General features: G+C 38.8%; 11 protein-coding genes. 8 read left to right on the top strand and 3 right to left on the bottom strand.

Going from position 1 to position 13,423, the window contains the following annotated elements:
- Positions 1 to 39: 39 nt before the first annotated feature.
- From IGI44_RS12195 to IGI44_RS12175, 5 genes are all read left to right on the top strand, one after another.
- Positions 40 to 744 (top strand): MgtC/SapB family protein, encoded by a 705-nt coding sequence (locus IGI44_RS12195; RefSeq protein ID WP_216409909.1) that lies wholly within the window; start codon positions 40 to 42, stop codon positions 742 to 744.
- Positions 745 to 878: 134 nt separating this feature from the next.
- Positions 879 to 1,553, top strand: coding sequence for a response regulator transcription factor (locus tag IGI44_RS12190; protein ID WP_438787974.1), 675 nt, complete (start codon positions 879 to 881; stop codon positions 1,551 to 1,553).
- A complete protein-coding gene (locus tag IGI44_RS12185; protein ID WP_438787973.1) occupies positions 1,526 to 2,653 on the top strand; it encodes a sensor histidine kinase in 1,128 nt (375 codons plus the stop codon). Before IGI44_RS12190 ends, IGI44_RS12185 begins: the two co-directional genes overlap by 28 nt.
- A gap of 102 nt (positions 2,654 to 2,755) precedes the next feature.
- A complete protein-coding gene (locus tag IGI44_RS12180; RefSeq protein WP_438787972.1) occupies positions 2,756 to 3,415 on the top strand; it encodes an ABC transporter ATP-binding protein in 660 nt (219 codons plus the stop codon).
- The gene (locus IGI44_RS12175) at positions 3,416 to 5,896 is read left to right on the top strand and encodes an ABC transporter permease (protein WP_438787971.1); all 2,481 of its coding nucleotides are present in this window, start codon (positions 3,416 to 3,418) and stop codon (positions 5,894 to 5,896) included.
- A 40-nt stretch (positions 5,897 to 5,936) separates the two neighbouring features.
- Here IGI44_RS12175 and nrdF read toward each other — a convergent pair whose 3' ends face one another.
- From nrdF to nrdH, 3 genes are all read right to left on the bottom strand, one after another.
- Complete coding sequence (gene nrdF / locus IGI44_RS12170; protein WP_216409904.1) at positions 5,937 to 6,902, bottom strand: class 1b ribonucleoside-diphosphate reductase subunit beta; 966 nt, start codon at positions 6,900 to 6,902, stop codon at positions 5,937 to 5,939.
- A 299-nt stretch (positions 6,903 to 7,201) separates the two neighbouring features.
- Complete coding sequence (gene nrdE, locus IGI44_RS12165; protein WP_438787970.1) at positions 7,202 to 9,361, bottom strand: class 1b ribonucleoside-diphosphate reductase subunit alpha; 2,160 nt, start codon at positions 9,359 to 9,361, stop codon at positions 7,202 to 7,204.
- Positions 9,362 to 9,765: 404 nt separating this feature from the next.
- On the bottom strand, positions 9,766 to 9,984 hold the full coding sequence (gene nrdH / locus IGI44_RS12160) for a glutaredoxin-like protein NrdH (RefSeq protein ID WP_216409902.1): 219 nt from the start codon (positions 9,982 to 9,984) through the stop codon (positions 9,766 to 9,768).
- Positions 9,985 to 10,377: 393 nt separating this feature from the next.
- Here nrdH and IGI44_RS12155 point away from each other — a divergent pair, with 393 nt between their 5' ends.
- From IGI44_RS12155 to IGI44_RS12145, 3 genes are read left to right on the top strand one after another with little or no spacing between them, the layout of a single operon-like run.
- Positions 10,378 to 10,848, top strand: coding sequence for a FeoA family protein (locus IGI44_RS12155; protein ID WP_438787969.1), 471 nt, complete (start codon positions 10,378 to 10,380; stop codon positions 10,846 to 10,848).
- Positions 10,849 to 13,011 (top strand): ferrous iron transport protein B, encoded by a 2,163-nt coding sequence (gene feoB, locus IGI44_RS12150; RefSeq protein WP_438787968.1) that lies wholly within the window; start codon positions 10,849 to 10,851, stop codon positions 13,009 to 13,011. It begins immediately after the preceding gene.
- The gene (locus IGI44_RS12145) at positions 12,999 to 13,133 is read left to right on the top strand and encodes a FeoB-associated Cys-rich membrane protein (protein ID WP_438787967.1); all 135 of its coding nucleotides are present in this window, start codon (positions 12,999 to 13,001) and stop codon (positions 13,131 to 13,133) included. The genes feoB and IGI44_RS12145 overlap by 13 nt, the downstream gene beginning before the upstream one ends.
- Positions 13,134 to 13,423: the final 290 nt, after the last annotated feature.

Raw genomic sequence — 13,423 nt, 5'->3', positions numbered from 1 at the left:
AAAGAAAAGAGAATTTAAGAACAAGAAGGTGGTGCACAAATGGATTTGAAATTGTCTGTTTATGAAATTATGCTGCGGCTATTTTTAGCTATGATCATGGGTGGTGCCATCGGGATTGAACGAGAGTATAAGAATCGGCCAGCAGGTATACGAACGCATATCTTGGTTTGTATGGGGGCGACCATCATCGCCTTGATCCAAGTGGAAATTGCCGACCAAGCGTTACGCTATGCTGCGGCAAAGCCTGAATTTGTCGGAGTCGTGCGAGCGGATGAGGCGCGATTGATTGCGCAAGTCGTTAGCGGGATTGGTTTTCTTGGTGCGGGAACCATCATGGTTAGCAATCGTTCGGTAAAAGGATTAACCACTGCCGCATCGATCTGGGCAGGTGCTGGTTTAGGAATCGCCATCGGTATGGGCTATTATACGATCGCTATTTGCAGTTTTGTCGGTATTATTTTAGCTTTAACGGTGGTAAAGCGGATTATCAAAATCAATGCCATCAAAAAGCTGGAGATTCGTTATATCCATCGTGAAGCGACCAAGGAATTTATTATGAATTATTTTGAGAGTAAAAAAATCGAAGTAGAGGATGTCGATTTTGACGTAGATTTCATGGACGACTATCGGATTTACACGAATGTTTATACGATCGATCTGCCACGTGGAATGAATTATACCGATGTGATTGAGGATTTATCGATGTATAAAAACATCACAAAACTTCGGATGATCAATGTTTAAAAGGGAGGATAAAATCATTTAACGATGGTTTTATCCTTTTTTTGAATAAAGTAGTATTGTCAGGGCTCCTGTTCATTGATAGAGTTAGAGGTAAGAGGAATCAAATGGGTGTATTTGGTATATTAGGAGGAAAAATGAGGAAAATTCTTTTATTAGAGGACGATCAAAATTTAAATAATGGGATTCAATTATGTTTGAGTAGAGAAGGGTACGAGATCACGACTTGTTTAGATATTGCTTCAGCTGAGCGGGCATTCGAACAAAATGAGATTGATTTAATTATCAGTGATCTTTCTTTGCCAGATGGCAGCGGTTTGGATTTTTGTCAGAAAATTCGCGAACAATCGAATGTTTTGATTTTGATGCTGACTTCTTATAATCAGGAACACGACATTGTGTCGGGCTATGTTCATGGCGCTGACGATTATATGACGAAGCCTTTTAGTTTGATGGTTTTGGTCTCAAAAGTGCAGGCGATGATGAAGCGAGTCGTACGCAATCAAGGACAAGAATTAATATCTGGGGAATTATCAGTCTCATTAACCGAAATGAAGGTCAAGTTACAAGGAGAGCTTTTGCCGTTAAGTAAGACGGAGATCCAATTGCTGGTGCTTTTCATGGAAAATCCGAAACAAATTCTTTCAACAGATCAGTTACTTGATCAAATCTGGGATACCAAAGGAGAGTATGTTGATACGAATACCGTTTCAGTTAATATTAGTCGGTTACGGCAGAAAATCGGTAAGGAACGAATTAAAACCGTACGGGGAGTGGGGTATCTATGGATCAACGACGTTCAAAAAAAATAATTTTGATTTACGTATTGATATCTATTGGGTGCTTTGCGCTGTTTATCGCTCAAAATCTTAAAATGTATTCGGAAATCGAGCAGGATCGTCAAGCGACTTTAGCATTATTGAATAAAGAAGCGAAATTTTCAGAGGCCGCTTTGATTGAGGTTTTTGAAAAACAAAAAACCTCTGAGTTAGTGATAGAGGGGAAATCTTTGGAAGAAAAATATGGCTTGGTAGACAAAATGAATCATCCAATCCTATTACGTGCTTTTTTTATCAGGAATCTGCGAGTATTTTCGATCTGTTGGCTGATCCTTTCTCTGCTGTTTTTTTGGCAGATGTATGAAAAAAGAAGAATCCAAAAGAGCCTTGAGGAGTTGACCAATGAATATCAAGAAAAGATAAGTCACAATGAATTGATGCTGAAACGCAGTCAGCTGGAAGAAGGAAATCTGAAATCCAGTATTACAGATATCACGCACCAGTTAAAGACACCTGTTGCTTCGTTAAAGCTAAGCTTAGACATCGCGCTTTCAGATAATTATGAAGAACACGAGCGAAAAAATTTCGCCGATCAAGCAGAAGTTCAGATCAACAAATTGGACTTGATGCTAGATGGATTAGCAAAAATCTCACAGCTAGAAACAGATTTGATTCAACTGAAACCACAAAAGCTTTCCTTGCAACAGTTGATTAATGAAGCAGTCAATGGTGTGATCATGAAAGCAGTCGAAAAGGGCATTGAGTTGGAAGTTGAATTGTTGGAGGATGTTTTTGTTCTGGTTGATAAAAAATGGACGTTAGAAGCTTTAGGAAATGTTTTGGAAAATGCGGTGAAATATTCGCCAAAGCAAACCACAGTGATTCTTCAGGCTTCCTCATTGGTGACTTATGTGTTGGTTGAAATTAAAGATGAAGGACCTGGAATTCCTACTGATGAACAAAATAAGATTTATCAACGTTTTTACCGCGGCATTTCTAGTACGGCGGTGGAAGGTTCTGGAGTAGGACTGTATCTGACTCGGAAAATTATTGAGGGGCAAGGCGGGACAGTCATGGTGAAGCAACGGTATCCTCGGGGATCAAATTTTCAATTGACCTTGCCGACATCGTAATTTCTTTTCTTACAAATTTGTTATGTTCGTTGAAAGAATCCTGCAAGGGTTCTTTTTTATACTAAGGGTATAGAAATGAGATGAGGAAAGAAGGGGACGAAAATGATTTTAACAATTAGGGATTTAGTAAAGCATTATAATGATGGGAGTTCAGTCGTAAAGGCGGTTGACCATATTGATTTGGAAGTACAAAAGGGCGATTTTGTGGCGATAGTTGGTAAATCGGGTTCCGGGAAAAGTACACTGCTGAATTTAATTGGCGGGTTAGATCGACCCGATTCAGGGCAAGTCATTATTGATGGGAAGAATGTTTTTCGAATGAAGGATGAGCAATTGGCTGTCTTTCGTCGTCAAAAAATTGGTTTTATTTTTCAGAATTATAATCTGATTCCATCACTGAATGTTTGGGAAAATGTCGTTTTGCCGATCGGTTTAGATAATCGAAGAGTCAATACCGCATTTGTCGAGGACTTATTGAAGACGATCGGATTAAGTGACCGGAAAAAAGCATTACCAAGCATGCTTTCTGGGGGGCAACAGCAACGGGTAGCCATTGCACGAGCGATCGCTGCTGAACCGGCGATTATTTTGGCGGATGAACCAACTGGGAACTTAGATACCAAGACAGAATTAGAAGTGATGTCGCTTTTAAAAAAATCAGTTGAAAAATTTGGACAGACACTAATCATGATTACTCATGATGAAGGAATCGCCCAAACAGCTGATCATATTGTTCACATTGAAGATGGGCGGGTGATCTAAATGAAGATGACTAATACGGTGGCTTTAGCCAACACGAAATATCATAAAGGGAAAAATCTACTTTCGGGGATTGCGATCATTTTAACCAGTGTGTTAGTTTTCTTGATCACTTCGATTGGTTTAGGGGTTGTAAATGTTCAGAATGCAGCTGTCAACAAGATTTATCCAACCTGGCATGCGATGTATCGCGAAGTCTCTGAAGAAAATATGGAGAAAATCGCTCAGCATGATACGATTGGCGAATACGGTCTGCGTCAAGATGTTGGTGAATCTGTTTTAAATAAAAACGACTTTGTTCTGATTAGCTATTTGGATAAAGGTGCGCAAAAATTGGCCAAACAAACATTTACGAAAGGACGCGCCCCGGAAAAAGGGAACGATGCGGTTCTTTCACGTCAGGCCTTGAAAACGCTTGGTTATCCGGATGCAAAAATCGGAGATACGATTAAAATTCCAATTCAGATCTATGAAGAGGATGGAATGAGTTTACAGCAGGAACAAAGCTTTCGTTTAACTGGTTTTTCTCCTGATGGTGAAAACAAAGGGGATAAGAAAATCTTTTCAATGCTCGTTTCAAAAGATTTTATGGATGAGGTCATTCCCAAAAAACAACGAAGCTATCGTATGATGATTCGTTTGACTGATGCCGCCGCAACTTCAACCGATGCTATTAAGGATCAAGTCAAGGAAATTGGAAAAATTTTCGGTGTAACTGAAAATAATATTGTCGAAAATGGCGATTATCTTTTTGCTAACTATATTGATCCCGCCTTTTATTCTGGGATGGTAATTATTGTAGGAATTATATTGATTGCCGGAGCATTGACGATTTATAGTATTTATTATGTGTCTTTGATCAATAAGGTTCAGGAGTTCGGAAAGCTGGCCGCGTTAGGAGCAACCAAGCGTCAAACGCGCCAAATTATTTTAAAAGAAAATTTGATTGTAGCGGGAATTTCTATTCCAATTGGACTGTTGATCGGGATTGCTACTGTGAAATTTGTTTTCTTCTGGATGTTGTCTTCAATCAAAAACGAAGTGACAAGCATAGAAGTGATGCGAGAGGTTGTAGAAAAAGGCGAGGTATCCCTAATCCTTCCGTGGATCATCGGAATGACGGTAGGAGTTACTTTACTAACGGTTATTTTAGCTTCATTAAAACCAATGCGTCAAGCAAGTAAAATCATGCCAGTGGAGGCTATGCGATACACTGGACAAACGCAAGGCAAGAAAAAGCAGCGTAAAGGGTTTATTGATCTTAATTTAAAACGACTGGCAAATGCTAATCTTTCAAGAAATAAAAAACGGACGTTGATTACTATCTTTTCACTAGGAATGATTGGTGTTCTATTCGTAGTCATCTCGACTGTCTTCAGCTGTATGAATCCTCAACAAATTGCACGAGATACGATTGCCGAAGATTATCGGATGAATATCGGCTCAAGAAGCGGAGATAAAATGCGACCAGAACTTGAGTGGACAGTGATCCAACAGGATAATCCATTAAACGATGAGATGATCAGTAAGATCAAATCAATTAAAGGTGTTGAAAAGGTAGAAGACTTTCAATCTATTACAGGCGAGGTTCCTAGTGTTAAGGAACCTGGGACAGATAAACCAATGGGATTATCGATTGGCGGTATTTCTAAAGACCAAATGGCTCTGATCAATAGAGATATTGAGGAAGGACATGCGACTTACGAGGAATTAAACTCGGGAGATAAAGTTATTGCGACAGGTTACGTACTAGCAAATTATCCGGAAATCAAGATTGGCGAAACATTGACCTTCAAATTCTTTGATGGCGATCGTACTTTTGAAAAAGATATGACAGTTATCGGTGGAGGTAATATTGCACAATCAGTTGCGAACTTTGATAATTTCTTGATGAGCAATGAAGCAGTGAAGAAATTATCGAAAAACAATTTGACCTATTATGTGAATATCAAAGCAGCAAAAGGGCAAGTTAAAGCTATCCAGCCGGCTATCGAAAGTATTGTAGAAGGAAGTGAACTATTTCAACTAGAAAGCTATAAGGAAGTTTTAGAACAATGGGAAGGGTCACTGCAAATGATGACTGGTGCTGGTTATGCCATTATGCTTATCTTGGCAATTGTTGGCATTATGAATTTGATCAACACAACGATCGACAGTATTTTAAGCCGCAAAAAGGAATTGGGCGTTATGCAAGCAATCGGCATGTCCGATCATCAAATGAAGAAAATGCTAAGAACAGAAGGATTGATTTATGCATTAGGAATCATTTTACTAGCAGGAGGATTAGGCAGTATTCTAGGTTACTTAGTTTATCTCTACGCAGAAAGTAATGCGTTGCTACAAATTAAATTGTATCAATACCCATTAATCCAAGTCTTGCTGATGATCTTCTTGGTAGTTGTTGTTCAGCTGATTCTGACCTATGCAACGACTACGATTGTTAATAAAGAAACAGTCATTAAACGAATTCAAGCATCAGAATAGAAAATAGGCTGCCAGCATTTTTTGCTAGTAGCCTATTGCTTTATTCTAAGCCAATCAAATAATCATCATCGTTCATGGCTTCGACTTGGCCAAGCAAGTAGCCATTGCCGACTTGTGAAAAGAAATCATGGTTGCTAGTTCCGGTGGAGATTCCGTTCATTACGATTGGATTCACATCATCTGCGGTATCTGGGAAGAGCGGGTCCATGCCTAAATTCATCAATGCTTTATTGGCATTATAGCGTAAGAATGTCTTCACTTCTTCGGTCCAGCCGATTTCATCGTATAATTCTTCGGTATAACGTTCTTCGTTTTCATACAATTCATACAACAAATCGTACATCCATTCCTTCAAACGTTCTTGTTCTTCTTCTGTTTGCTCATTGAAGCCGCGTTGGAATTTGTAGCCAATGTAAGTTCCATGAACCGATTCATCACGAATAATCAATTTAATAATCTCGGCCACGTTTGCTAATTTATTATTTCCTAAATAATAGAGTGGCGTATAAAAACCAGAATAGAAAAGGAAAGTCTCAAGAAAAACACTGGCGATTTTCTTTTCTAAAGGTGTGCCGTTTTTATAGATCTCGTTGATTCGTTCTGCTTTCTTTTGCAGGTATTGATTGGTGTTGGTCCATTCAAAAATTTCATTGATTTCCGTTTTTGTATTTAAGGTACTAAAAATCGATGAATAGCTTTTCGCGTGAACAGATTCCATAAATTGGATATTGTTTAGTACGGCTTCTTCATGCGGCGTCCGAACATCTTTGCGCAATTGATCCATTCCGCTTTCCGATTGGACAGTATCTAGTAATGTTAGCCCACCGAAAACATAGCCGACTGTTTTTTTCTCTAAATCGGATAGTTTGCGCCAGTCGTCTAAGTCATTAGACAACGGAATCCGTGTATCCAACCAAAATTGTTCGGTTAATTTTTCCCACGTCGATTTATCGATGACGTCTTCGATCTCGTTCCAGTTAATGGCTTCATAGTAAGTTTCTGCCATGGATATTCCCCCTAGTTCGTATTAATGTATTTATTTTTTCAAAGACCGAAAAAATAAAGTTGATGCTCACCACGTATATCATCCAACTAAACTTGACTTGCTGTTATTGAGCTAGCTCATCTACAATGTATGAATTTTTCTAACGTAAAAATTCAATTGATTTTCGTACGCATACCATTTTACTAATCTACTAAAGTAGAAAGTAAAACTGGCAACTGCGAAAAGTTGGACTGAAGCCCTAAAGTATTAATTTACGCATAACACGACCTCTCGAACCGAAGTGCGAGAGGTAATGATCATTAGATTACACAGCTTTCACATTGATTTGAACCAATCTCTTCGGCATCATCAGTGAAGGTACGTACGTAATAGATTGATTTACAGCCTTTGTAGAAGGCGTAGTTACGCAAGATATTCAAATCACGTGTGGTTTGTTTACTTTCTGTTTTCCATTCGTACAAGCCTCCAGGAATTTCCGAACGCATAAACAAGGTCAAGCTCATTCCTTGGTCAATGTGTTGTTGCGCAGTTGCGTAAACGTCGATGACTTTGCGCATATCCATATCGTAGGCAGAAGTATAGTAAGGTAAGGTTTCATTATTCAAGTAAGGTGCTGGATAATAGATCTTACCGATTTTCTTCTCTTGACGTTCTTCAATCAAACGAGTGATTGGGTGCAAGCTGGCACTTGTATCATTAATGTAAGAAATTGAACCATTTGGTGCTACGGCTAGACGGTTTTGATGATACAAACCATCTTTTTGAACGGCTTCTTTTAATGCTTGCCAATCTTCAGCAGATGGGACAAAGATATCCTTGAAAATTTCTTTGACTTTAGCTGTTTTAGGTACAAATTCGCCAGTCGTGTATTTATCGAAATACGAACCGTTTGCGTAATCTGATTTTTCAAAGTTATTGAAGGTTGTCTTGCGTTCTTTTGCTAATTCGTTGCTTTCCATTAGTGTCCAGTAGTTAAGCAACGTGAAATAAATATTGGTAAAGTCGATTGATTCTTCTGAACCGTACTCCATCAGATGTTTCGCAAAGAAGCTGTGTAAGCCCATCGCACCTAATCCGATCGTGTGGTTCAGCTTGTTTCCATTTTGGATCGAAGGAACAACTTCAATATCTGACTCATCAGTAACAAAAGTCAACGCACGAACCATTGTCCGAACAGATTGACCAAAGTCGGGACTTTCCATCAAGTTCACGATATTGGTTGAACCAAGATTACATGAAATATCTGTACCTAATACATCATATTCTTGTCGTCCATTGATGGTAGAAGGTGTTTGAACTTGTAAGATCTCAGAACATAGATTACTCATGACGATCTTCCCATCAACAGGGTTCGCCCGGTTCGCTGTATCAATATTGATGATATATGGATAGCCAGATTCTTGCTGCAACTTAGAGATTTCATTTTCTAAATCGCGGGCACGAATTTTCTTCTTGCGAATATTTGGATTAGCGACTAAGTTGTCGTATTCCTTCGTAATATCCACGTAAGAATAAGGCACACCATATTCGCGTTCGACGCCGTAAGGGCTGAACAAATACATATCTTCATTTTTACGAGCCAATTCGTAAAATTTATCTGGCACAGTCACACCAAGGGAAAGAGTCTTCACGCGAATTTTTTCGTCGGCGTTTTCCTTTTTGGCAGATAAGAACATTTCAATATCTGGATGGAAGACGTCTAAGTAAACAACCCCGGCACCTTGACGTTGACCTAATTGATTTGAATAAGAGAAGCTATCTTCGAATAATTTCATAACTGGAACGACACCACTTGCTGCTCCATCATAACCTTTGATTGGTGAACCTGCTTCACGCAAGTTGGACAAATTGATACCGACACCGCCACCGATACGTGATAATTGCAAAGCGGAGTTGATTGAACGGCCGATGCTGTTCATGTCATCAGTTACTTGGATCAAGAAACAAGAGACCAATTCACCACGACGTTTGCGTCCCGCATTCAAGAAGGACGGGGTAGCGGGTTGGTAACGTTGATGGATCATTTCATCTGCTAAGGACAAAGCTAATTTTTCATCTCCATCCGCAAAGTACAAGGCATTAAAAGCAACACGGTCTTCATAGCTTTCTAAATATTCCGTGCCATCATTGCTTTTCAGCGCATATTGCGAGTAAAACTTATACGCTGCCATAAATGATTTAAAAGTAAAGTTTTGTTCAGCTAAATAGGTATAAAGCTTTTCGATAAAAGCAGGAGTATATTTTGCAAGAAACTCTGCCTCTAGAAAATCTTCTTCTATTAAATAGTTGATTTTCTCTTGTACGGAAGAAAATGCATGAGTATTTGGTTCAACATTTTCTTTGAAAAAAGCGGCTAATGCTTCTTTATCTTTATTTAGTGGAATCTGTCCATTCACTGGACGGTTGATTTCATTATTCAACTTGAAGTATGATACTTCACCTAGGTCTTTCAAACTCATCTCGTCACATCTTTCTATATATAGTGTCTGTATATTTCTAATCATTTAAAATCGAAGGAATGACTCGTCATCACGTATTGATTTATGAATGTTCCAACAGATAACGTCAAAGTTCGTTCATTTTGTTGTCTGAATTTTTCTGACGTTAAAATTTAGAGAAAGCTCATACACATAACCATTCCATAAAGTTTCTTGAACAGCGACTCATTTACTAAGCAAACTGCGAAAATTGGAACTGGCAATAAAGAAAACTTTGCAATCATGGATCGCAAAGTTTCGAAAAACGGTGCTCTAGAAGCAATTTCTTCTACGCAATAAGCCGAATTAGTCCAAAACATGAAAATCTGTTTTAAGATGGTCCTTCTTATTCATGAAGCTAAATGCTTCTGCCGCGTCCTCTTAAATTACGCTAATGCTTTCAATTGATCTGGACGGAAACCGATGATGGCTTGCTGTCCGCCGAAAATAACTGGGACACTTTGGAAACCTTGATCTTTCAGAAAACCTAAAGCTTCGGGTTCATTGTCGATGTTGACCTCTTCGAATGAAATATGATTTTCAGTTAAATAACGTTTTGTCATTTTACATTGCATACAATTATTTTTTGAATAGACTTTTACCATAAGACTACCTCCCTTGATTTCTACAATTACTAGTATAAAAGATGTAGAGAAAAAGTCAATCGTTAAACACCATATATTGTGTTGGAGAAATATTGGTATACTACTCTTTGTGTTTTTTGCAAAAAGATTGAAAACGGGTAGTTGCAAAGAAAAATCCCTTTACAGAATAGAGAAATCCGTAATACGATGTTTTTTTACAAGAAAAAAATTTTTTTAATAACGAAAATCCGTATTTTGAAACAAATAAATCAGGGATTGTCAAACAACTTGCTCGGAAAAAAGCAAAAATCTTCGACCATTTATTGACTTTGCCATCAAATGAAGCTATTCTTAGTGAGAAAGATTCTCATTATTAATTAGATAGAGAAGTCAAACAGTAAGGTGGAGAAGAAAATGACAACTTTGGCAGATGTTTCGTTGAACCACGTCGTACAGATTGATGAAATGCCTTTAACAAATGATTTGAAGCGTCGGTTACAAGATTTGGGTATGATTGTCGGTTCGAAAGTTGCCGTCGTCAATCATTCTGGTGATAATGGCATTATTCTCTTGCATAATACACGACTGGCTTTATCCCAGTCATTACTCAAACAAATATTTGTGAAAGAGCTAACGGAAGACCAAGAAACTTGGGTATCTCTGGATCAATTGAATGTCGGCGAAGAAGGGGTCGTGGTAAATGTTCATGGCAATGGTTCGATTAAGCGCCGTTTAATGGATATGGGGTTAACGAGAGGAACCGCAATTAGAGTAGTTAAACTGGCTCCTTTAGGAGATCCCATGGAGCTTCGTGTTCGCGGCTATGAATTGAGTTTACGAAAAAGTGAGTCAGAAATGGTGATTGTTTCTAAGGAGGCAGAATAAATGGTGAAAACACACATTGCTTTAGCGGGAAATCCTAATAGCGGAAAAACAAGTACCTTTAATGTTTTGACAGGGACGAATCAGTTTGTGGGAAACTGGCCAGGAGTAACTGTTGAACGCAAGGAAGGGATTTATAAAAAGGATTCCGAAGTCATCATTGACGATTTGCCAGGAATTTATTCACTCTCACCATATTCTCCAGAAGAAGTAGTCGCACGTGACTATTTACTTTCAGGTACGCCGGATGCCATTGTTAATATTATTGATGGTACGAATCTTGAGCGTAATTTGTATTTAACGACCCAATTGATTGAGACGGGGATTCCAGTAGTAGTCGCCGTAAATATGATGGATATCATTAAAAAAAGTGGCAAACAAATTAATTTAGACAAATTGGCTTATGCATTAGGCGTTCCAGTCGTAGGAATCAGCGCACTAAAAAATTGGGGTTTAGATAAAGCAGTAAGCGAAGCCCTTCATTTAATTAAAAAAGGAGGGGAGGAAGTTAATTTTCCCCACTATGATAAACGTTTAGAAGCTGCACTTAGTGAAATTGTGGAAGTTTTAGGTAGCACAGTTGTCACTAAATACAGTCGCTGGTATAGCCTGAAATTATTTGAACGAGACGAACGAGCACAAAAAGACTTAGATTTAAGTCCAATCCAACAAAAAGATCTGCAAGAAATCATTCAAATTACGGAAAAAATCTTTGGTGAAGATGCCGAAAGTTTGGTAATCAATGAGCGGTATAACTTTATCACGGATTTAAAAGCATTATGTGTTGTTGACGAGGACCAATTCAAATTATCGATTTCAGATAAAATAGACCGAGTTGTCACTAATCGTTTCTTAGCATTGCCGATTTTTGCGTTAGTAATGTGGTTGATTTACTATATTGCGATTCAAACGGTTGGAGCGATGGGCACTGGTTGGGTAAATGATCGTCTATTTGGCGATATCGTGCCAAATGTTGTCAGCTCAACCTTGCAATCGTGGAATGTTGCTGAATGGATGCAAAGCTTGATATTAGACGGAATTCTTGCCGGAGTCGGGGCTGTTTTAGGTTTCCTTCCACAATTAATGGTGCTTTTCTTATGTTTGGCGTTGTTAGAGGATTGTGGTTATATGTCTCGAATTGCCTTTGTGATGGATCGGATTTTCCGCAAATTTGGATTATCTGGAAAATCATTCATTCCTATGCTAATCGCCACGGGTTGTGGCGTACCTGGAGTAATGGCTAGTCGAACGATCGAGAATGAAAAGGATCGCCGAATGACTGCAATGTTGACCACATTTATGCCTTGTTCCGCGAAACTACCAATTATCGCACTGATTGCTGGAGCCTTTTTCCCTAACAGTAGCTGGGTAGCACCTTCTGCTTACTTTGTCGGAATGGGAGCCATTGTTTTATCAGGAATTGCGTTGAAGAAAACTAAGCTTTTTGCGGGTGATCCGGTACCATTTATCATGGAGCTCCCACTCTATCATATGCCTAGAATTGGCAATACGGTGCGTTATACGTATGATCATAGTAAAGCCTTTGTCAAACGGGCAGGAACAGTTATTTTTGTTTCTAGTATTGTGATCTGGTTTATTTCTAGTCACAATTTTACTTTACAGGCAGTGAACGAGAATGATAGTATTTTAGCCGCTTTAGGTGGTTTGATCGCACCGCTATTTGCACCGCTTGGTTGGGGAGACTGGCGTGGTGCTGTAGCTGCGATCACAGGCTTGGTTGCTAAAGAAAATGTGATTGGTACCTTTGGAATTTTATATCGTCATGCTGAGGTAGCAGAAAATGGTGTGGAAATCTGGAAATCCTTGCAGGCAGCTTATACACCAATCGCCGGTTATTCATTTTTAGTTTTTAATTTACTCTGTGCGCCATGCTTTGCTGCAATTGGTGCGATCCATCGCGAAATGGGCGACATCAAGTGGACTTGGCGAGCAATTGGTTATCAATGCGGATTGGCTTATGCTGTGAGCTTTATTGTCTACCAATTTGGACATGTGATTTTCGAAAATGGCCAGATCGGTATCGGGTTCATTTTAGCAGCGGGTGTGCTTGCTGTGATGATTTATTTCATTATAAGACGCCCTGTTAAGCAAACGCCATCAGTAACAATTGAAGAGATCAAAGAGGTGAAAGAATGGCAACTGTAATTTTGAGTATTTTGATTTTCGGCGGTGCTGGAGTGATTGTCTATCGACGGATTAAAAATGGCAGTTCTTGTGAAGATTGCGACAGTGGTTGTCCGGTAAAAGAGGAGCAGCATAAATATTAACCTGAACGAAGAACCTGGTGAATTTCGCTAGGTTCTTTTTTGTAGTTTATCAGGTTTGTTAAATAACTGTATTCTTTTCAAGTGTCATGGAATAGGTGGTTTAGCAGAATGTCATGTAGAGAAGCCAAAAAAAATTCCTTTCATTAAATGAATAATCGAAAACTTTGGTTGGATCGTATGCGTAGTAAAAATAGGTTAAAGTTATTGACAACTGTTCGGTACCGAACTATAATAGCTAATGTAATAAAGTTCGGTACCGAACTTTAGTGATGGAAGAAGGAGATTTTTAC

It is taken from the genome of Enterococcus sp. DIV0756 (assembly GCF_051710745.1).
In the GTDB taxonomy this organism is placed as follows: Bacteria; Bacillota; Bacilli; order Lactobacillales; family Enterococcaceae; genus Enterococcus_A.
This window is presented reverse-complemented; position numbering and strand designations above follow the sequence as displayed.

Bases quoted from the DNA above. Each gene is read 5' to 3' on its own strand.
- IGI44_RS12195 (WP_216409909.1), top strand. From the start codon at position 40: ATGGATTTGAAATTGTCTGTTTATGAAATTATGCTGCGGCTATTTTTA.
- IGI44_RS12190 (WP_438787974.1), top strand. From the start codon at position 879: ATGAGGAAAATTCTTTTATTAGAGGACGATCAAAATTTAAATAATGGG.
- IGI44_RS12185 (WP_438787973.1), top strand. From the start codon at position 1,526: ATGGATCAACGACGTTCAAAAAAAATAATTTTGATTTACGTATTGATA.
- IGI44_RS12180 (WP_438787972.1), top strand. From the start codon at position 2,756: ATGATTTTAACAATTAGGGATTTAGTAAAGCATTATAATGATGGGAGT.
- IGI44_RS12175 (WP_438787971.1), top strand. From the start codon at position 3,416: ATGAAGATGACTAATACGGTGGCTTTAGCCAACACGAAATATCATAAA.
- nrdF (WP_216409904.1), bottom strand. From the start codon at position 6,902: ATGGCAGAAACTTACTATGAAGCCATTAACTGGAACGAGATCGAAGAC.
- nrdE (WP_438787970.1), bottom strand. From the start codon at position 9,361: ATGAGTTTGAAAGACCTAGGTGAAGTATCATACTTCAAGTTGAATAAT.
- nrdH (WP_216409902.1), bottom strand. From the start codon at position 9,984: ATGGTAAAAGTCTATTCAAAAAATAATTGTATGCAATGTAAAATGACA.
- IGI44_RS12155 (WP_438787969.1), top strand. From the start codon at position 10,378: ATGACAACTTTGGCAGATGTTTCGTTGAACCACGTCGTACAGATTGAT.
- feoB (WP_438787968.1), top strand. From the start codon at position 10,849: ATGGTGAAAACACACATTGCTTTAGCGGGAAATCCTAATAGCGGAAAA.
- IGI44_RS12145 (WP_438787967.1), top strand. From the start codon at position 12,999: ATGGCAACTGTAATTTTGAGTATTTTGATTTTCGGCGGTGCTGGAGTG.